The sequence below is a fragment of the Clostridium sardiniense genome (assembly GCF_050584765.1).
In the GTDB taxonomy this organism is placed as follows: Bacteria; Bacillota; Clostridia; order Clostridiales; family Clostridiaceae; genus Clostridium; species Clostridium sardiniense_A.
In genome coordinates this window covers 467,643-489,408 of the sequence record NZ_JBNOOR010000001.1, presented here as the reverse complement: position 1 = coordinate 489,408, position 21,766 = coordinate 467,643, and the positions used below count along the sequence as shown (strand labels likewise).

Below are 21,766 nucleotides of genomic sequence, written 5' to 3'. Positions count from 1 at the left end.
TTATTTGTCTAAAAATATAAAGTTTTTACTGTTATTTAATAGTGCGTATTTATTTTCGTATACTACGTCTCCACTTTCTATAAACTTAAGTATATCAACACTAAATTTCTCTACACTATACTCTCTAAATGAATACTCATCTCTCAAGGAATCTTTTATTTCTTTTTCTTCCTCTTTCGAAAGATCAGCCTTTATATAATCTGGAATTCCCCTTCTCTTATTATGTAGTAAATACTCATATCTTATTACCTCTTTAAGTAGACCATTATCTTCCTTTATTATTTCTTCATTAAAATCTAAAAATAATTTATAATATTCATTATTTCCTATATTCCTATCAAAGTACCCCTTTTTATCATAAAACACAGCTAATTCATGAAAAAACTTAAAAGGTTCTGTAAACTTAGGATAAAAATAATTTAGTATATTATTGAACTTTTGACTATTATAATATTTATCTACCATATGTTCAACTTTCTTCAGATCTATTAATTCAAAATAGCTTATTTTATCTGTGCTTAATATTTCATATGGAGGATATGGTGAATATTTCATATCATAATTATCACTTTCTTCTCTCATAGATGAACCCTTAAGTAGCTTTAAAAATCCTAATTGAATTTCTTCTGGCTTAATTGAGTGGACGTCATTAAAGGACTTCTTGAAAGAATCATAATCCTCTCCTGGAAGTCCTGCAATTAGATCAAGATGCTGTTTTATATTTCTTATAGATAATAACTCTACTACTTTTTCTTTTATATCACTAAAGTTAACAAATCTATTTATATTAGAAAGCACTTCATCATTTGTTGTTTGCACTCCAACTTCAAATTGGAATCTTCCTTCCGGAGTATTTCTTAAAAGTTCTATCTCTTCTTTTTTTAGAATATCTGCTGAAATTTCAAAATGGAATTGTGTTTCTGTATCACTCTCTATTAGGAATTTCCATATTTCCATAGAGAATTTATGATTGCAGTTAAATGTTCTATCTACGAATTTGACTAATTTAACTTTTTTATCAATAAAATATTTAAGTTCCTTAAGCACTCTTTCAGTTTTATGGAATCTAACTCCATGAACAGTTGATGATAGGCAATATTTACAATTAAACGGACATCCTCTTGAAGCTTCATAATATACAATCTTATTATCTAAGACTTCATCTTCTTCATAAGGGAATACCAATTCATCCATAGACATAAGAGGTCTACTACCATTAAATTTAACCTCTCCATTTTCTTTATATACTAGTCCTCTAATTGTATTTATTTCTCTTTCACCTAATTTGTACTCTACAAATTCTCTAAATGTTTTTTCGCCTTCACCTTCTATTATATAGTCTCCGACACTTTCTTTTAAGAAAAGCATACTATCATATGATACTTCTGGACCTCCATAAAGTATTTCAATATTTTTGTCTACCCTCTTTATTAATTCTGAAAGTCTTTGTATCATCTCTACATTCCAGATATAAGTTGAGAGTGCTACTACATCAGGCTTTTCCTTAATTATTTCTTCTAAGATCCTCTCTTCTCTATCATTAATTGAAAATTCTCTTATTTTGCACTCACAAGACATATCCTTCGTAAATGCTTTTAAGTATCTAACAGCTAGATTACTATGAATAAATTTTGAGTTTATAGCTGTAAGTAATATTTTCATATGCGTCTTCCTCTCTAAAGTTATATTTTTATTCCTTTAATGAAATAAATATCTTCCCAAACTTTAGTTTCTTCTATTTTGAAGGTTTTTTCAAGGATTTTTTTTGTTTCTTCAAAACTTGAAGACGAAAATAGATTATTGTTTTTTATTCTATACTCTCTTATGTCTCCTTTTGGTAATAATACCTTAAGTTTACTATCCACTAACTCTCCTATATTTTTATTTATATCCCATATATATATACTTCCATCTTTCTCTAAATAATTTGATATTTCATTAATTAGCTTCTCTCTTTTATTTACATTCCATAAGGAGTTTAAATTAAAGAAAAAAGTACATGCATCATATTTACTATTCTGTAACATACTTTCCTCTTCTTTTTCAATATAATCTACTGCAATCTCGCTTTTAGCTTCTTCCGAAATACTATTAATAATTCCTAAACTTTCACAGGCAACATCTAATATGTTTCCTTCAATCTTAATATCTTCAAAATTTAACACTAATGTTTTTCTCAAAATTATCCTCCTCCTAAATATAGTATATTTATATATTACCATTTATTTACATAACCATAAAGGAAAAAGTGATTAGCATTATAACCTAACTAATCACTCATTAATTTTTTATTTAATTTATTTTTTTCTTTTAATTTTACTAATTATTATAACAAGGGATACTATCATTATTATTAAAGAAAATATAGCAACTCCATAAGGTATGCTTCCCCCTATTATATTCTCATTCTTTATTAATCTATATACACAGCCTTTCCCGCTATCTAAGAAGATACACTCATTATCTCTAAATACTATATCTTCTATTTTACTATCCTCTTCAAGTTCCAATATTTTAGATAAAATCTTTTTATCATCTAATGAATAAATATTTTTTTCCTTATCATCATAAAAAATTATAGAATCTTTATCTAATACTTCACCTTCTTTATCTACAGCCAATTTTCCTAATGAATTAACTGAATTATGCTGATAGCTAGGTGTTTGTACTATTTTCCCCGGAGGATTTTTTATTAATGGTTCTATTATTTTATCATTTGTAAATCTTGGAGATGTAATAGGATCTCCTCCGCTAAAATCTGGCCACCCGTACCAAAGACCTTTAGTTATCTTATATATATAATCTGTATCTCTAATTGCTCCTCTCTCTCCGCCTTCTTCTATGCCACCAACTGTAGCTAAAATTTCACCTTTACTATTTATATCATATCCTTTTACATTCTTTATTCCTGATGCAAATAGGCTATACTTGCCAGTATTTATGTCAAATTCAATTATAGATGCAGTTCCTATCTCTTCACCTGATATCTTTTCTCCACTACTACTATTTACTCCATAATCTTTAAAAGCTCCTGTATTTCCTTTTCCGTAATTAATTCCATTTAGCTCTAAATTTATAGGAGATATATCCTTTTTTTCTCCTTCTTTTGCAATTCCTGCATTTGTTCTAGATCCTATAGAAATTAAAATTGAATCATTTTTTACTAATAAGTTTCTATACATATTCTCTCCATATGGTAGTTCATTTTTTAAAATTTCACTTTCACCATTAGAATCTATAAGTATAAAATTTTCATTAGATAAGATATATATATTTCCATCTTTATATACCATATCTTGTATGTTTAAATTAGAATCTTTATATACTTTATCTATTTTATTTTTTTTATTAATTTTTACAATTTCATTTTTTAAATACATATAAATCTCTGAATTTTCTCCACTTGCTAGAGCTGTAGCACCCTCACACCCTTTAATCAATAAATTACTATCTATTCCTTCTTTAATAATATTAAGTCCATATCTATTTGAATAAGCATATATACCAAGGGATATACCTACTATAAAAATTGAGCAAATAAAAAATTTAAAGAATCTCTTCATATATTCCTCCATCTACTAACCTTATACTTGATTTATATTTTACTAACGCTTAGTAATATTCCTATTATTTAAATTTATAGTTTTTATTAAATAGATTGTATAATTCATACTTTTCTTGAATATGCTTTACTGTAGTTTAAAGGGGTGAACATTTATTTTGGCTAATGACAATTTTTTTAGAAATTCTTTCATACTAACAGCTTCTAATATAACTACAGGTTTATTAGGGTTTGCATTCTCCATATACTTATCGAAGATTTTAGGAGCAGAGGGCATTGGTCTTTATAACCTTATCATGCCTATTTATAATCTCTTCATTTGTCTTATGACAGCTGGAGTTGTAGCTGCTCTATCTAAGGTATCAGCAGTTTATTATGAGCGTAGTGAAACAAATAATCTTACTAAAACAATAAATTCAGTTGCTCTTTTTAATATTATATGGGCTCTTTTAATAGGAGTTCTTGTATTTTTCCTTGCACCTTTGATTGGGAAGTATGGAGTAAATGATGTTAGAACTATAAACGCAATTAAGGTTACTTGTCCAGCAATGGTATTTATTTCACTTAGTAATATTTTAAAGGGATATTTTTTAGGTGTATCTAAAATTAAGGTACCAGCTCTTGTGGATATATTTGAGAAAGGTATGAGAATAATAACTATTACGCTTTTAGTATATGCTTTTAGTACAGAAAATCTAACTACACTTGTAACTTTAGCATATATCTCTTTAGCAATTGGAGAACTTCAAAGCTTAATATTATTGTTCTTTTATTACAGAAGATGTGTTTCTAAATTACCTAAATCTAGTGCTCCAGCAGATGGTAGAGCTCAACTACTTTTCAATGTTTTAGTTATATCACTTCCATTATGTATTAATGGTTTTCTTAATAACATTTTCTCTACTTTATCAACTTTAATTGTGCCAAGACGCCTTATAGTCGCAGGTTTTTCCTACTCTGAGGCACTATCACTAATAGGTAAATATACAGGTATGGCAATTACATTAATTGGTATACCACTTATAGTTGTTGGGTCTATAAACTCTCTTCTTATACCTGACTTGTCTCAATCTTTAAGTAGAGGTGATCATTATTTTGCATCTATAAGAATACGAAAAGTTATGAAAATAGCTTTTTTACTTGGACTATCAACAACTGTAATTTGCTCCTTGATTCCATATGAACTAGGTAATTTATTTTATGGTAGAGATGATCTTGGTGGTTATATATTTATGGCATCATTATCAGCACCTATATTCTTTACCTCCTCAACTATGTTTGGAATCTTAAATGGATTAAATAAGCAAGGAGTTATAGTTAGAAATTCTCTTATAATAGCATTCATCGATCTAGTATGCTTATTTATATTCACATCTATTCCAAGTATAAACATTTACGGGTATAGTTTAACTTTATTTATAACATCTTCAATATGTCTACTTATTAACTTATATGAAGTGAAGAAGGAAATTAATGTGGATATCTCTTTGATTAATGTGATAATTTTTATATTATTATCTATATTAACCTTCTTAGTTTTAAACATATTTATAAAGAAGTTCTTATTCCCACTTGGTACAGCTGAAATACTATCAATTGTATTAATCACATTTCTTATTTTTATTTACTATTCAAAATTTGGAGAAGCATAAAAAAAAGTGTAGGGAATCCCCTACACTTTCTACATTAATTTCTTTCTTATAAATCTTGGAAGCATTGTATATATTCTTGGTGATAGTGCTTCTATATCTAATTTTCTTATTCCGCCTAAAGAAACCATTATATATAGATATACTAATCCACCTATTCCAACTAATAATATTGTATAAATTACTGTGTATAAATACATAACAATTTTTGAAGTTCCAATAAATCCACCTATAATTAATATAGGTTGTTTTAAAATAAGTATAACAATAGCCATACATATTGATGCAATTACTGGTTTAACACAATTTCTTATAAGCGGTACTTTGTATCTAATACTTCTTGTAAGTATTCTATGATTTATAATTACTGGTACAAAGAAACTTAAGAAGTTACCAACTAAAACACCTAGTATATTTATTGATGGAATTCCAACTAAAATATAGTTTGCAATTATCTTAATTACAATACCTACTGCAAATGACATAATCATTGGATAGAATTGACTTATTCCTTGAAGTATTACACTCTGTACCTGAGCAATTGCTGTAAATACTAATATAAATGATCCATACTCCATAATATAAGCCCCTTTATCACTTTGATAAAGTAATGTATATATATCAGTATTTAAAACTGCAAGTCCTACAGCAGCCGGAACAGTTATTGCAAATGTAACTCTAAATGCAAAGTTTGCACTTCTTCTTATTGATTTTCTATCTTTTAAAGCCGATGCTCTTGAAACTGCAGGTAATACTATAGTAGTAAGTGCAGTAACTATAATAAGTGGAACTCCTATTAAAACTTTATAGTTATATAAAAGTCCATAAAGTGAATCTGATTGTGTTTGCGTGAATCCAGCATGTATTAATCTACGACTGACATTCATCATATCAACCATACCACCAAAGTTTTGTATACCTGCACTTAATGTTATTGGGAATCCATATCTAATTAATTTTCTTAGTATAGTCTTTGAAGTAATTCTCTTTCCTGTTTTTGGCGAATTATATGCTACTTCTTCAAATTTTTTCTTATCATATATATACACAAGATAAAATATGGCAACTATAGCTCCAACAGAAGTACCAACAGTTCCTCCAGCGGCTCCCATTTGTATATTTATATGATAAAGAAGAAAAGCAAATAATAAACTTATAAATACGTTTAGCAATTGTTCTAGCACTTGTGATACTGCTATTCCAGTCATTTCATTTTTTCCTTGGAAATAACCTCTATACGCTGATAATATAGCAGTTAGAAAAATACTTGGTGCTAAGAACATTATTGCAAAAGTAGAGTTTTCTATTTCACCCACCTTAGCAATTGGATAAGCTAAAAGTAATAATATTATTGTCAGCGCTCCACCAATTAATCCATAAACTTTTCTTGAAATTTTTAAAGCCTTAATCGCATCTCTTTCATTTCCTAATGCCCTGAGTTCAGCTACAACCTTCGCTACTGCTGGTTGGCATCCCATGCTTGTTATTGCATAAACAAACATGAAAATGTCATAACTTCTCGAATACATCCCTACGCCTTCTACACCAATAATTCTATTTAATAACGGAACATAAAACGCTGATAGGACTTTTGCAAATATTCCAGCAAGAGATAGTATCATAAACCCTCTAGTAGATGATGATTCTTCCCTCATTTTTAATCCCCTATCTATAATCTAATTTTAAATGTATCATGCTTAATTTTTTTGAATATAGGTGGTAATGCTACTGTTATAACTTTATTCTTTAAGTATTCAAGTTTTCCATCTACATTTTTAAAGTTTAGCTTATATGCATATAAATATTGATAGTCTAATCCATACTTATTTAAGAAATATGAATTTAGCTTTTTATCTCCATATTTATTATCACCTATTATAGGATTTCCTATATGCGCAAGGTGAGCTCTAATTTGATGGCTTCTTCCTGTTATTAAGTCAATTTCTATAAATGAGAAAGCTCCATCACTTTGAATTGTTTTAACTTCCATAGAAATTTCTTTTGAATCTTTTACTTTTTTATCGTATATTCTAGATATATTGGCTTCTTCGTTCTTTAATATGTATCCTTTATAAATACCATCTTTTATTCTTCCTTTAATTAAAGCATTGTAGTATTTTTTAATTCTACCTTCTCTAATTATTTCATTAAGCTCTCTTAAACCTTCGAAGTTCTTACCAAAGACAACTATACCTGACGTATTTCTATCAAGTCTATTGCATGGAGCTGGAGTAAATGTTACTTCCTTCTCTGGAAGATAATCACCCTTTTCATTTAAATATGATAAAACATAATCAGTAAGTGTCGGTATCTTCTTATTACTGTCAGGATGTACTAACACTCCTGGCCACTTTTCAACAACAACCATATTGTTATCTTCGTAGGCTACTTTTAATCCGCTTGGATCAACCTTTACAAAGGTCTCCTTCTTTTCTGTCATCTTTTGACTTTGTATATATCTTACTTCAACTACATCATTTACTTCTAATGTATACTTTTCCTTTTGTTTCTTTCCATTTACTCTTATATCGCCTTTTCTTAAGGCCTTAAAAATTGCACTTAATGGAACATCCTTAAGCAATTTTCTTAAGAACTTATCTAATCTTTGTCCCGCCTCATTAGCACCTATTTCTATTCTCACTATATAATCACTCCTAATTAATAAAACTCTTTCGTGAATCTTTTTCTACATTGTTATAGATTAATATTTATTTACTCTATTGTCAAATAATTTAATGCTGCTTCACATTGAATTGCAACACCTAAAGGTATAGCATCCTCGTCTATATCAAATAAACTGCTATGTGCAGATCTGAAAGTTCCTTTACTTTGGTTTGCAGTTCCTAAAAAATAAAAGGCTGCATCTCTTTCCATTGCAAAGTATGCAAAGCTTTCAACTCCCATACTTGGAGCTTTTTGTTCTACTACATTTTCACTTCCAAGAATCTTTATAGCTGCATCTTTAACTATATCCACACACTCATCATTATTTATAAGACATGGATAACTCTCTTCAATTGTTACTTCTGCACTTGCTCTTCCAGTCTTAGCAATGCCTTCTGACACCTCACAAAGTCTTTCACAAGCAAACTTTCTATCCTCTGGAGTCATAGTTCTTATAATTCCTGTAATTTCTGCTTCTCCTGGAATTATATTTTGAGCTGTTCCTGCATGAAAACTTCCAACTGTTATAACTGATGGGTTAACAGGAGAAATCTCTCTGCTTACTATAGTTTGTAATGTTGATACTATATTGGCTCCTATTACAATTGGATCTACTGTAGTGTTAGGTGATGCTCCATGACCGCCACTTCCTATTACCTTAATTTTATAAGGATTTGAAGCCGCATTTACAACACCCTTTTTTATTTTAATTTTTCCACATTCTAAATCTTCAGTAACGTGAAGACCAAATACCTTATCTACTCTTGGATTTTCAAGTACACCTTCCTCTATCATTACACTTGCACCACCAGTTGTTTCCTCAGCTGGTTCAAATAATAATTTAACATTTCCACTAAATAAGTGTTTATTTTCATTTAATAATTTAGCTACTCCTAAAAGTATTGTAGTGTGAGCATCATGTCCACAAGCATGCATTTTTCCTGGAACCTTAGAGCTATATTCACATACCTTTTTATCTTGTATTGGTAGCGCATCCATATCCCCTCTTAATGCTACAGTCTTAATCTCCCCTTCTTTTGTTCCTTTTATAAGACCACATATTCCAGTTCCAGCAACTTCTCTATATTCTATTCCTTCATTTTTTAAGAAGTCTTTTATTAATGTAGAAGTTCTAACTTCTTCAAATCCTACTTCTGGGTGCATGTGTATATCTCTTCTAATGGCTATTAAATCTTCTTTTATTTTATTTGCTTCATCTCTAAAATTAATCATTCATATTCCTCCTATATCCTCATAACTTATCTATATATTCCTCTTATTTACATTTTATTTTAAAATTCAACATATTAAGTATACCATCTTCTTAGTAATTTAGATGAAATTTCTTTTAAATATTCACTTATCATTCTATGATCATTATTAAATTTCGTTCTAAAAGAACTTTTATAGAAAAAGTTCTGCTTATTCCATCTTGAAATAATATCTTTATTCTATCACCTGAGCAATCATCTATAATTCCAGGTTCTCTTCTTCCATTATGATAAACAGTAGTTCCTCTTTTAAATTCATGTGAAATTTCTTCTTCACTTTTAAATTCCGTTTCTTTTATAAATCTAGATATCTCTTTAAATTTACCACCTTTTGTTTTTGGTGCCGATATATATAAATTATCTATAGCTCGTGTTATACCAACATAGAATAATCTTCTTTCCTCTTCTATATTTTCTTCTCCAGCTGACACATGTGGTATTGTATCTTCATTGCAGTTTACTAAAAATACATTCTTAAACTCCATCCCCTTAACTCTATGTATAGTACTTAAAAGAACTCTATCTTCATCAGTTTTATTTCTAGAGTTTTCAATTTCTTCCTTTACACTATCTATGTGAGAGAAAAATTCAGGTATTGTCTTGAACCCACTTGCTGATATTTTAAACTCTTCAAGTATTTCTTCTAAATCATCTATACTTTGGTTGAATTTCTCACAGTAAGCTTTTAAATGATCTAAATATCCTAAATCACTTACTATAAATTGTATTGCACTGCTTAATGATAATTTAGATAAATAGTGTATATCTTTTTTAAGGTCATCTAATTTCTTTATTTGAAATGGTGGAGTATCTTTTTTCTCCATTAATATATCGAAAGGAGTTTTATGTTCTCTAAAGCCCCTTACATATTCTAAATTATTCTTACTTACATATCTAAATGGCTTATTTATAATTTTTATAAATGCCCCTCTATCATAAGGATCTATTGATAGTTTTAAATAGGTTAAAATATCTTTACATATAAAATGCTCAAAGAAATTATATTCTTTATCTAATAATGTAAATGGTATTCTCTTTCTAGTAAATACATCTATAAAAGTCATAGCCTCCATATTAGTTCTATAAAGAATTATATTATCTCTATAAGAATATTCTTCATTTTTTATAAGTGACTTTATCTCCTCTACAATCCCCTCTCCTTGTATCTTCTCATCATAAGGAGTAGAAACCTTTATAATACCATTCTCTTCTTTATTGGCTATTATTTCTTTCTTATTTCTTTCTCTGTTATATTCTATGACACTTTTAGCTCCATCTATTATATTATTTGAACTCCTATAATTTTTTGAAAGAAAGTATTTCTTACCACCCTTAAATATATCATTAAATATAACCATATATTCAGGTTTAGAGCCCCTAAATGAATATATACACTGATCCTCATCTCCAACTGCAAAAAGTGAATTCTCTTCATCTTCATTCATCATCTTTAAAAATTCGATTTGAAGTTCATCACAATCTTGAAACTCATCTACTAATATATATCTAAATAAACCTCTATATCCATCTCTAAGTCCTTTATTTTCCTTTAACATTTCTAATACCTTTAAAGCTAAATCATCAAAATCCCAAAGATTATTATCTTCTTTATATTGATTATAAGTATTTAAACAATCTTCAAATATCTCTTTAGTAATTGATGGTTTAAATTCTTCTAGGCTTATTCTTGAATTTTTAAATAGTGCTATATTATTTATTACTTCTTTTATTTTATCTTCATTTATATCATCAAAATATTTCTTTAAAACCGCTTCAACTAATCTATGTGCCTTGTAAGACTCTATTATATTTATTTCATATCCTTCTCTAAGTAACATTTTATAAAATAGGCCGTGAAATGTACCAAAGAATGGTGAATAATTTGTTTTAAAAGCTTTTATATATCTATCTTTCATATTAAGTGCTGCCGCTTTTGTAAAAGTTATGACGATTATATTTTTGTTGTATACTTTAAGATCATTTACAAGATGATTTATTCTATTTATTATAACTGTAGTTTTTCCAGAACCGGGAGCTGCAACAACTAATATATTTCTGTCTTTTGCATTAACTGCCTCTTTTTGGAATGAATCTAATTGCAATAACATTCCCTCCTTCTTTCTTGATTATTGCCACATCTTATAGGGAATAACTATATTGTAATAATTCTATTTAAGTTGTACAATAGTTTTAAGTATTTTTTTAGAGGAGTTGACTTATGGACAATATAACAACTTTTAACGTTAAAGATGATAGAAATCTAACTATGTTAGTTGATTTCTATGAATTAACTATGGGAAATGGTTATTTTGAAAAGGATATCCAAGATAAAATTGCTTATTTTGATATGTATTTCAGAAGAGTACCAGATGGCGGCGGATATTGTATTATGGCTGGAGTAGAACAAATAGTACAATACTTAAGTTCATTAAAATTTACAGATGATGACATAGCTTACCTAAAATCTAAGAATATATTTTCTGAAGGCTTTTTAGAATACCTTAAGAATTTCAAATTTACCTGTGATGTTTGGGCAGTACCTGAAGGAAATCCAGTATTCCCAAATCAACCTCTAGTTACTGTTAGAGGACCTGTTGTTCAAGCTCAATTTATTGAAACAATGATTCTCTTAACTGTAAATCATCAAACTCTTATAGCTACAAAAGCAAATAGAATTTGTAGAGCTGCTGATGGAAGAACTGTTATGGAATTTGGTTCAAGACGTGCTCAAGGATATGATGGTGCAATCTATGGTGCAAGGGCTGCTATGATTGGAGGTTGTCATGCAACTGCATGTACACTTGCAGATCAACGTTTCGATATTCCTGCAATTGGAACTATGGCTCATAGTTGGATCCAATTATTTGATACAGAATATGAAGCATTTAAAACATGGGCAGAGGTTTATCCTGACAATTGTCTACTTTTAATCGACACATATAATGTTTTAAAATCAGGTTTACCTAATGCTATAAAAGTATTTGATGAAGTACTAAAGCCACAAGGTAAAAGACCAACAGGTATAAGAATAGATTCAGGTGATATAACATATTTAACTAAACAATGCAGAAAGATTTTAGATGAAGCAGGCTATAGTGATTGTAAAATAGTAGTTTCTAATTCTCTTGATGAACATATTATTAGAGATGTACTAAGTCAAGGTGCTTGCATAGATTCATTTGGTGTGGGCGAAAGACTTATAACTGCGAAATCAGAACCAGTTTTTGGAGGCGTTTATAAATTAGTTGCTGTTGAAAAAGAAGGAAAAATAATTCCTAAAATAAAGATAAGTGAAAATAATGAGAAAATCACTAATCCTGGATTTAAAAAGACAGTAAGAATTTTTGATAAGACTACTCACAAAGCAATAGCAGATTTAATAATGCTTCATGATGAAGTTATAGATGAAAATCTTCCATTAACAATTTTCCATCCAATACATACTTGGAAAAAGAAAATAATTAAGAATTATTATTTGAAAGATTTAATGGTTAAAATATTTGATAAGGGAACTTTAGTATATGATTCCCCATCAGTTATGGATATTAGAGAATATGCTATTTTAGAAAGTGAAAAACTTTGGCCTGAAGTTTTAAGATTTGAAAATCCTCATAACTACTATGTTGATTTATCTGATAAGCTTTGGTCACTAAAACAAACTCTATTACATTCAACAACAAATTATTATTCATAGATAAATAATTAAATATTATAATGAAAATTTTTAGTATTTTAAGTTATAAAATAAAGCAACATTGATATTTTAATATCAATGTTGCTTTATTCCTTTTAATTACGTTTCAATATCTTAAATAAATTCATCCTCAATTTGGAACTCATTAGCATCTATTAAATCACTAAATTTTAAATTCGTTCCATCTAGACATTCTTTGAATATGCATTCCTCTTCCTTATCCAGATCTTGATTCATAGGACATTCAGTATTACAACCTATACTTTCCTCTTCTGATGACCAAAACGGACACTTCCTCATACTTCTCCCCACCTTGTAAACGAATCCACTTTTTATACCACTTCATTATATAATACAGTCAAAGAAAAATAAAGCCTTTTCTTACATTTTTTTAAAATTTTGTAAATAAAATAATAGCCACACGATTTCTCGTGTGGCTATTATTTTCTTATCTTAAGCAACCAGTGTTTTTTCCTACTGAAATATCAATTATTTCATTTTGGAATGCTTTTAATAAGGCTTTTTCAAGAACTTTTTGTTGATCAAAGTTTGCTATATTTTTGCATATAGCAAATACCTTATTAGTCTCACCATTTATATTTCTATATGTAAGAGTAACATTTGGTTTATCATATTCTACATTTAATATTTTAATACCCCATGATATTTGTGCAAAATCATTATCGATATTTAACTTAGTTAACTCTTTTAATTTCTCTTTTTCTTCTGTAGGATCATTTACTATTAATAATTCATCTCCAACTTTATATTTAGCCATAGCACTTCCTCCTCCTAATTCTCTTTTCAGTAATATCTTAGCACTTTAAAATATTACTTTCAACTAATTATTACCTTTAAACAATAAATTAACTTCTTATTAAATAATTTAAAAAATAAAAAAAAGATAGAACAGATTTAACTGTTCTATATAAAATGAAATGAACACGGAATTTGTTAATCAATTAACAACTTTGTTTATATTTTAACATTGTTTTCTTTATATAGCAAGGAAATTTTTTTAAATTTGTTAGAAAATTTAATCAATATCTATTATCTACAAATTATAGTAATTTATTAACAATCATTGACTTTATATATCTAAAAAGATATAATATGATTATTATCAAGTTAAGGAGTGTATAGGTATGGATAATATTACTGCTATTTTCAAAGAAAAAAAGCTTAAATTAACACCTCAAAGACTTGCTGTTTATAAATATTTGATGAGTACAAAAGAGCATCCATCAGCCGAAGTTATATATAAAGCCATTCAGACTGATTTCCCTACAATGAGTTTAGCTACTGTTTATAAAGCATTAAAAACTTTAGTTGAAGTTGATTTAATACAAGAATTAAACGTTGGTGAAGGAAACTTTAGATATGATGGAAATGTAGGCTCACATCCACATATACAATGTATAAATTGTGGAAGAGTTGATGATTTATTAAATCTTTCTTTTGATCACTTAAATTCAGAGGTAGAAAAAAACTCAGAATATAAGATTTTATCTAATCAAACTTATTTTTACGGCCTTTGTAAGGATTGTCAATAAAATTTTATTAAAAGCAAATCTATTATAGATTTGCTTTTATTTTTTTATTTTCCTATTACTCTATTCCATTCCTTTCCATCATATTGCCCACTAAGAATTTTTTTACATTCTTTATCTATTTTCTTAATATTCTCATTTGATACTATATTAATATAAAACATATTTATTTCATTAGCTACTCTGATTCCATTAGCCATCTTTCTTTGTACACCTTTTAAATTACTATCTGCTTCTCTATTTCCTGTAACACAATTCTTTTTACTTAATTCTCCAAAAGGATTTGATTCAATAAGAAATCTGAAAAAATTATCCACAGAATCTGTCTTTAAGCTACCAATAATTGAACATAATGTAGCATCCATCCCAACAGTAGTGTTTATATTTTTATTTTCTATAGGCATCTTATCTATTAAACCTATTCCTTTTTTATTTGTTATATTTTCTGATGATAATGTTGTTGTTAAAAGAACTGGAATTTTCCCTTCATTAAATTCCTTAATAACAGCTTCATCACTTTCAATAAACATATCCTCCCTTACTATATTCTTATTATATAGATCATGCAATACATCAAAAATCTTTTGACCATTTTCTATATAATTAATCTTTTCTGGAAGATTGCTTGCTTTATCTGTTTTATACAAATCATAAGCTATTGTATCATTAGCAACTAAACAACTCAAGAGAATTTCTTTACTATATTGACTCTTTATATAAGTAGGTATTTTTATATTTTTCTCTCTTAACTTAGTTAACATTTCTATATAACTATTTTCTTTTATTTCTATTCCCTTACTTTTTAAAGCCTCTTCATTATATATAAGATCTATTGAATATGGAGTAATCCCAAGACCATAATATTTTTCTTCATACATTCCATATAAATTATTTATAGGAAAAAACTTTTCTTTTATTTTCTTTTCCTTAAATAAATAACTTAAATCTCTTAAATAATTTTTATTTTTATAATCAATAAAATTATATCTGTCTAATAGTACTAAAGAAGAATCCTTTTTTTCATTTATATTCTTCTCTACTTCTTTCATATCATTTACAGGAATAATATTAATTTTAGCGCCTTGCTCCTCTTCATATTTTTTTATCAGATCAGTTATATAATTTATTGATTTTACATTTTGAGCATTATAGTACAGATTTACACCTTCCACTTCTTCATTCTTTTTCTTACCACAACCTATTAATAATGAACATAAACATAGTAAAATCAGCATTAAACTTAATTTTTTTTTCAAATTTTACACCTCCTTTCTTATAGTTTGCCTAGTTAATCATTAAATTATATATGTTTCATATACTTTATTGAGGAGGTTTATAACATGAAAAATAAAGTTACTAAAAACTCTATTATATTAATTTTTATTTCTTTAATTATTATAATTTTATCTATAACATATATAGTCTACATTATGGATAAGCCAATAATACAAGTAAATTCTCCTATTATTATAGATAGTGATGCAAATATTGATTTAACTGGAGATGGAATATCTGAAAATATAAAAGTAATAGAATCTAATAATCATAGTGACCTTCAAATAACAACTCTTAAAGAGACTATTTTATTAAGCTCATTAATTTCAGACAACTATTTATCAGATTATAATGATTCTTATAATATGAATGTTCTTATATTAAACATATCAAGAGATAATAAACCTGAAATATTAATTCAAGGATATAAAAAAGATCTACCAATAGCATATTTATTCTCATATGAATCAGATAAGTTTGTATTAAAACTTTCTTCAAATGATTCAATTGTAGGTTTAATAGATTCAAATATGAACAGAACACCCCAAATACAATTTTTTGATAAATCTAACACAAAATCATCTTTTAAAAATTTTATGCTTATAAATAATGATTTTGTAGATATAAGTAAAAACTCAGAAATAGTATCTGACTATGATAAAATTTTAAAATTTATTGATTTAGTTACATTAGATTATGAGGTTACAGACTATCCTGATATATTCCATAAATATATTGATAAGTCTATTCTGTCAAGGCTATGGCAACTTAATAAAGATGAGTTTACGTATTCTTTTAAGAATGCATTCTTCTATGATAATGAAATTGATAATAATGGTATAATTGAAAATATTAGATGGAATATAATGTTTGAAAAAACCAACAAAATATCATCTAAGAAAAATAAAATATTCTTTGAATTAGATCTCTCTAGAGAGAATAGTACAAATTTCAAGATATCTAATATTGAAATAAAATAAAAGGCCGCTAATTGCGGCCTAAAAGGGGGATGGGGGGGGAGCTATATTAAATTTATAATTCAATATAGCCTGTAGGAGAATGCTTTCTCCGGTACAATTATATTATTAACCCTATCCCATATTTTTATACACTTTTTTAATCTAAATCTCCTTTTTTATATAATCCTATTATTTTATCAACGAATTCAACTCTTTCACTAGATACAGAATTTCTTAGTGCAAGTAGCATATCCATATTAGGATCCCCCGTATTATACTTATTTTTATTTCTAGCTCTATTATTATTTCTATTATTATTACCATTATTATTATTACCATTATTATTATTATTATTATTGCCATTGAAATTATTCATTCTAGTAAGTTGATTTAGTATAGCCATTGGATTCATATTCCCTAGTGGTCCCATTTGCCCCATCTGTCCCATCCCATTATTCATAGCATTACCATTGTTCATTCCGCTTCCATTATTCATGGCATTGCCATTGTTCATTCCATTTCCATTATTCATATTCATTGCAATACTATTTAATAGATCCATAGGATTCATTCCATTGCCATTGTTATCTCCATTATTATTGTCATTATTATTCATTGAATTTAAAGGTGGAAATGAGCTTAAATCTATTCCTTCCTTTTCCATAGATGACATTATGTTCTTTAATTTATCCTGATCTATATTTCCCAGCATATTCATAAGTTGATTTGGATCTATTCCAAATGGATTATTCGCTAAATTATTAAATAGAGATTGCTGATTCTCATATGAATCATTTTTACTTTTATGTCTCTTTTTTGCCATTTCAACCCCTCCCAAAGGACTGTTCTAGTTATATTGTATGTAACAATGTGCATATTGGTTATTATTTTTGTGCATTTTTTTGGAGGGCTAAAAGCCCTCCAACAATTACCAATCATATACAATTGATTAATTTGTTTATATTAGAATCCTCCGAATCCTCCGAATCCGCCGCCGCATCCGCCGCAACATAATATAATTATTATGATGATCCACCAGCTTCCGAATCCTCCGCCGAAACCATTACATCCATTATTACATCCGTCGTCTCTACAGTTGCATCCATTATTATTATTAAATCCGCCACAGAAGATTAATAAAATTATTATCCACCACCAGCAGCCGAATCCTCCGCCGCCGAATCCGCCACCACCATAAGGTGCTGGGTAAGGTGCTGGAGCAGGTGCTTGAGCGTAAGGTGAAACTACAATTGTTTTATCGCAACAACATTTTTTGTGTGACATATTAAATTCCTCCTATATCTTTTCTCTTTAATTTAGTTAACAATTTCCAAATCCACAGCCGTTATTTCCACAGCCGTTATTGAATCCACCGCAGAAGATTAATAAGATTATTATTAACCACCAGCCGCCGAATCCACCACCGCAGCCGCCAAATCCGCCGTCAAATCCGCCGTATCCATATGCAGGAGCTGGAGCTGGAGCTGGAGCTTGGTAATTACTATATCCACCTAATCCATCCATACATTCTGGTACATAAACTGTTTGTTTACATTTCTTAAATTTAGGTTTTTCGCAACAACAACAACAACAATCATTATATCCCATATCATATCCTCCGTATCCGCCGCTATATCTGCGTCTTCCGCAGCAGCAGCATAATATTATAATAATTAATAAAAACCAAGAATTGTTTCCACATCCGCCGAAGCCACCGAATCCGCAGTTTCCACCACATCCACAGTCACAATTGTTATTATCGAATCCAAAATCACAATCATTGAAGTTGCAATCATCATTGAAGTTGCAATCATCATTGAAGTTGCAATCATCATTGAAGTCGCAATCATCGAAATCACAATCATCATTAAAGTTGCAATCATCGAAATCACAACTATTATTGCGATCGCATCTCTCATCGAAATCATGATCTTTTCTTTCGAAATCACAATCGTCGTCGCACTCGGAACAATCATTGAATCCATTTAGGATATCATTAATTTCCATATGCTTCTTCCTGACCTCCTTAAATTTGATTTTATTTAGTTTTTATACTATATACTATTCTTCCCTAAATAATTTGACACTAAATTTTGAAATTAGTCCAAAGTTCTACAAAAGAAAATAAGGTTCTAGTAAAAGTTTATATAACTTTTACTAGAACCTTATATTAATATGATTTTATTCAGTATCTTGTGCTAAATCTCCAAAAAGATTGTCAATTAGCTGTTCGCTACCTTTTTTATTTAATGATGAGAAGAAATAAAGTTTATCTTCTTTTGTCAACTTTAATGTTTCTCTTATTATCTTTTCACTTTTTCTTAAGCTATTATTTGATAATTTATCACTCTTTGTTGCAACTACTGTTACATCATATCCGTAGTGCTTTATCCATTCATGCATCATTACATCATCTGCAGTTGGTTTATGTCTTGAATCAACTAGAAGAACAACTCTCTTTAATTCTTCTCTTCCATTTAAGTATCTTTCAATAGTTTGACCCCAGCTTGCTTTTTCAGTTTTTGATACTTTTGCATATCCGTATCCTGGTAAATCAACAAGATAAAAATCATTATTGATTAAAAAGAAGTTTATAAGTCTTGTTTTTCCTGGTGTCTGACTCACTTTTGCTAATTTTTTTCTATTTGTAAGAGCATTTATTATTGAACTCTTACCAACATTTGATCTTCCAACAAATGCTATTTCCACTCTATCATCAGTTGGATACTGTTCTTTTTTAACTGCTGATATAATAAATTCTGATTGCTTTATCCTCATAGGTATCATCTCCAATTACTGCATTATTGCATTATTTAATACCGTATCAATTTGTTCTGCCGCTATTATCTTTAAGCCCTTTTTAATTGAAGCTGGTATCTTATCTACATCTTTTTCATTATCCTTTGGAATAATTATAGTATCAATTCCAGCTCTAACAGCTGCAAGTGACTTTTCTTTAAGTCCTCCGATTGGTAATACTCTTCCTGTTAGAGTTACTTCTCCAGTCATAGCAACATTATGCTTAACCTTCTTATTTGATAAAGCTGATACTAATGCTGTAACCATAGTCACTCCTGCTGAAGGACCATCTTTTGGAACAGCTCCTTCTGGAACATGTATATGAACATCTTTATTTTTATAAAAATCTAAATCAATTCCATACTTGGAAGCATTGGCTCTTACATAAGTGAATGCTGCCTTTGCAGATTCTTGCATTACATCGCCAAGCTGTCCTGTTAACTGAAGCTTACCGCTACCTTCCATGACCATTGCTTCTACAGGCAATGTGTCTCCGCCATAAGCAGTCCATGCCATTCCAGTAACTACTCCTATTTTATCTTCTTTATCTACTCTATCGTAGCTAAATGCCTTTTTACCTAATAGACTTTCCACTTTTTTAGAATTTATACTCATACTATCTTTATTCTTTTTAAGCATTTCGGTTATAGCTTTTCTAATTAATGAAGCTATAACTCTAGTTAAGCTTCTTACTCCTGATTCAAGAGTATACCCTTCAATAACCTCTTTAATTGAAGAATCACTTATTTTTATCTTATCTTCTTCAATATTGTGTTCTTTTAAAGCCTTAGGTATTAGATATCTTTTAGCTATTTGGAACTTTTCTTCATAAGTATAGCCTGAAACCTCTATAACTTCCATTCTGTCAAGTAATGGTCTAGGTATTGTATCTAAACTATTTGCTGTAGCTATAAAGAATACATTAGATAAATCCATTGGCAGTTCTAGATAGTTATCTCTAAAATTAAAGTTTTGCTCACTATCTAATACTTCAAGTAATGCATCTGATGGATCACCTTTGTAATTTGAACTGATCTTATCAATTTCATCAAACAATATAAGAGGATTATTTGTCTTAGTTTCTTTCAATGCATAGGCTATTCTACCTGGTATTGCTCCAACATAAGTTTTTCTATGTCCTCTTATTTCTGATTCATCTTTCATACCACCTAAAGCTATCCTAGAGTACTTTCTATTCATTGCTTCAGCTATTGACTTTGCAATAGATGTCTTACCAACTCCTGGAGGTCCAACTAAACAAAGTATTGGCCCCTTCATGCTCTTACTCATTTGCTTTACTGCTAAATATTCTATAATTCTTTCTTTAACATCATCTAAACCATAATGTTCGTTTTGAAGAACTTCTTCTGCACTTTTTATATTTATAGTATCTTCACTACTCTTATTCCAAGGCATGTCCACTATCCAGTCTAAATATGTCTTTATAACAGCTTCTTCAGAACTTGACGCTCCAGCTCCTCTTAATCTATTAAGCTCATATTCTGCTTTTTCCTTAACTTCTCCTTGAAGATCTGCTTCTTTAATTAGCTCTTCATACTTAGCTATTTCACGCTTTGATTCATCATCTTCCCCAAGTTCTTCTTGTATAGCCTTTAGTTGCTCTCTCAAGAAGTATTCCTTTTGACTTTTATCAGTCTTCTCTTTAACTTTATCAGCTATTTTCTTTTGAATCTTTATAATTTGAATCTCTTCTTCAATCATTTCTAGAAGTCTTTCAAGTCTTTTCTTTAAATCTATTGTTTCTAATAATTCTTGTCTATAATCTTCCCTTGTAACCGCTACAGAGCTTACCATATCTATAAATTCATGTATTTTATCATCAAGTTCTACAGCCTTAATAATATCTTTTGAATTTTCTCCTGTAAGCTTCATAAACTTTATAAATGTTTCTTTTAAAGACTTTATGTAAGCTTCTATTTCAATACTATCTATTTCTTCTTCTTTAATTCTCTCTAATTCAACTTCTAAATAAACTTTCTTTGCCTGATATTTTTTTATTTTAGCTCTCTCTTTACCTTCAACTAAAACTCTTATTACATCATCAGGTAATTTAATTATCTGTTTTATATCACATATCGTTCCAAATTTGCTTATATCGCTTTTCTTTGGATCATCTATCTCTACACTTTTTTGTGGTGCTAAAAAAATCTTTTCTCCATTTTGCATTGCAGCCTCTATCGCTGCTTTTGATTTTTCTCTTCCAACATCAAAATGAGTAACCATATTTGGGAAAATAGTAATCCCTCTTAGAGGAATTAAAGGAAGAATGTTTTCGTTTGTCATACCTGTCTTCCTCCAATCTTCATCATTATTTTTATTAGA

Annotated in this window: 19 protein-coding genes; 4 read left to right on the top strand and 15 right to left on the bottom strand. The window is 28.8% G+C overall.

Annotated elements, in window-relative coordinates; translation table 11 throughout:
• The 3 genes from ACQPUW_RS02400 to ACQPUW_RS02390 all read right to left on the bottom strand — a co-directional run bounded on the left by ACQPUW_RS02400 (position 1) and on the right by ACQPUW_RS02390 (position 3,563).
• Entirely contained in the window at positions 1–1,662 is a 1,662-nt protein-coding gene (locus tag ACQPUW_RS02400) for a B12-binding domain-containing radical SAM protein (protein WP_430835894.1), read from the bottom strand.
• 20 nt (positions 1,663–1,682) lie between these two features.
• Positions 1,683–2,180, bottom strand: coding sequence for a hypothetical protein (locus tag ACQPUW_RS02395; RefSeq protein WP_430835893.1), 498 nt, complete (start codon positions 2,178–2,180; stop codon positions 1,683–1,685).
• A gap of 117 nt (positions 2,181–2,297) precedes the next feature.
• Complete coding sequence (locus tag ACQPUW_RS02390; RefSeq protein WP_430835892.1) at positions 2,298–3,563, bottom strand: hypothetical protein; 1,266 nt, start codon at positions 3,561–3,563, stop codon at positions 2,298–2,300.
• 157 nt (positions 3,564–3,720) lie between these two features.
• On the opposite strand from ACQPUW_RS02390, the gene spoVB reads away from it, so the two are divergent.
• The gene (gene spoVB, locus ACQPUW_RS02385; RefSeq protein WP_430835891.1) at positions 3,721–5,214 is read left to right on the top strand and encodes a stage V sporulation protein B; all 1,494 of its coding nucleotides are present in this window, start codon (positions 3,721–3,723) and stop codon (positions 5,212–5,214) included.
• A 29-nt stretch (positions 5,215–5,243) separates the two neighbouring features.
• Here spoVB and ACQPUW_RS02380 read toward each other — a convergent pair whose 3' ends face one another.
• The 4 genes from ACQPUW_RS02380 to ACQPUW_RS02365 form a co-directional block, all read right to left on the bottom strand.
• Positions 5,244–6,866 (bottom strand): putative polysaccharide biosynthesis protein, encoded by a 1,623-nt coding sequence (locus ACQPUW_RS02380; protein WP_430835890.1) that lies wholly within the window; start codon positions 6,864–6,866, stop codon positions 5,244–5,246.
• A 14-nt stretch (positions 6,867–6,880) separates the two neighbouring features.
• Complete coding sequence (locus tag ACQPUW_RS02375; RefSeq protein WP_430835889.1) at positions 6,881–7,852, bottom strand: RluA family pseudouridine synthase; 972 nt, start codon at positions 7,850–7,852, stop codon at positions 6,881–6,883.
• Between the two features lie 71 nt (positions 7,853–7,923).
• A complete protein-coding gene (locus ACQPUW_RS02370) occupies positions 7,924–9,108 on the bottom strand; it encodes a M20 metallopeptidase family protein (protein ID WP_430835888.1) in 1,185 nt (394 codons plus the stop codon).
• A 130-nt stretch (positions 9,109–9,238) separates the two neighbouring features.
• The gene (locus ACQPUW_RS02365; RefSeq protein WP_430835887.1) at positions 9,239–11,254 is read right to left on the bottom strand and encodes an ATP-dependent helicase; all 2,016 of its coding nucleotides are present in this window, start codon (positions 11,252–11,254) and stop codon (positions 9,239–9,241) included.
• A gap of 110 nt (positions 11,255–11,364) precedes the next feature.
• On the opposite strand from ACQPUW_RS02365, the gene ACQPUW_RS02360 reads away from it, so the two are divergent.
• A complete protein-coding gene (locus tag ACQPUW_RS02360) occupies positions 11,365–12,840 on the top strand; it encodes a nicotinate phosphoribosyltransferase (RefSeq protein WP_430835886.1) in 1,476 nt (491 codons plus the stop codon).
• A gap of 114 nt (positions 12,841–12,954) precedes the next feature.
• Here ACQPUW_RS02360 and ACQPUW_RS02355 read toward each other — a convergent pair whose 3' ends face one another.
• Both ACQPUW_RS02355 and ACQPUW_RS02350 read right to left on the bottom strand, forming a co-directional pair.
• Positions 12,955–13,140: a hypothetical protein gene (locus tag ACQPUW_RS02355; RefSeq protein ID WP_430835885.1), complete on the bottom strand. Its 186-nt coding sequence runs from the start codon at positions 13,138–13,140 to the stop codon at positions 12,955–12,957.
• 148 nt (positions 13,141–13,288) lie between these two features.
• Positions 13,289–13,618 (bottom strand): hypothetical protein, encoded by a 330-nt coding sequence (locus tag ACQPUW_RS02350; RefSeq protein WP_430835884.1) that lies wholly within the window; start codon positions 13,616–13,618, stop codon positions 13,289–13,291.
• Between the two features lie 367 nt (positions 13,619–13,985).
• Here ACQPUW_RS02350 and ACQPUW_RS02345 point away from each other — a divergent pair, with 367 nt between their 5' ends.
• Positions 13,986–14,393, top strand: coding sequence for a Fur family transcriptional regulator (locus ACQPUW_RS02345; protein WP_430835883.1), 408 nt, complete (start codon positions 13,986–13,988; stop codon positions 14,391–14,393).
• Positions 14,394–14,437: 44 nt separating this feature from the next.
• On the opposite strand, the gene ACQPUW_RS02340 is transcribed toward ACQPUW_RS02345, so the two are convergent.
• Positions 14,438–15,646 carry an extracellular solute-binding protein gene (locus ACQPUW_RS02340; RefSeq protein ID WP_430835882.1) on the bottom strand — a complete coding sequence of 403 codons (1,209 nt, stop codon included), beginning with the start codon at positions 15,644–15,646 and terminating at the stop codon, positions 14,438–14,440.
• Positions 15,647–15,730: 84 nt separating this feature from the next.
• On the opposite strand from ACQPUW_RS02340, the gene ACQPUW_RS02335 reads away from it, so the two are divergent.
• On the top strand, positions 15,731–16,645 hold the full coding sequence (locus tag ACQPUW_RS02335; protein ID WP_430835881.1) for a hypothetical protein: 915 nt from the start codon (positions 15,731–15,733) through the stop codon (positions 16,643–16,645).
• 136 nt (positions 16,646–16,781) lie between these two features.
• Here the strand turns inward: ACQPUW_RS02335 and ACQPUW_RS02330 are convergent, their stop codons facing one another.
• The 5 genes from ACQPUW_RS02330 to lon form a co-directional block, all read right to left on the bottom strand.
• A complete protein-coding gene (locus ACQPUW_RS02330; RefSeq protein ID WP_430835880.1) occupies positions 16,782–17,447 on the bottom strand; it encodes a hypothetical protein in 666 nt (221 codons plus the stop codon).
• Positions 17,448–17,587: 140 nt separating this feature from the next.
• On the bottom strand, positions 17,588–17,908 hold the full coding sequence (locus ACQPUW_RS02325; protein ID WP_430835879.1) for a hypothetical protein: 321 nt from the start codon (positions 17,906–17,908) through the stop codon (positions 17,588–17,590).
• 36 nt (positions 17,909–17,944) lie between these two features.
• Positions 17,945–18,631 carry a hypothetical protein gene (locus tag ACQPUW_RS02320; protein WP_430835878.1) on the bottom strand — a complete coding sequence of 229 codons (687 nt, stop codon included), beginning with the start codon at positions 18,629–18,631 and terminating at the stop codon, positions 17,945–17,947.
• Positions 18,632–18,805: 174 nt separating this feature from the next.
• Entirely contained in the window at positions 18,806–19,402 is a 597-nt protein-coding gene (yihA, locus tag ACQPUW_RS02315; RefSeq protein ID WP_204594674.1) for a ribosome biogenesis GTP-binding protein YihA/YsxC, read from the bottom strand.
• 15 nt (positions 19,403–19,417) lie between these two features.
• Positions 19,418–21,727, bottom strand: a complete 2,310-nt coding sequence (gene lon / locus ACQPUW_RS02310; protein ID WP_430835877.1) for an endopeptidase La — start codon at positions 21,725–21,727, stop codon at positions 19,418–19,420.
• Positions 21,728–21,766 lie beyond the last annotated feature (39 nt).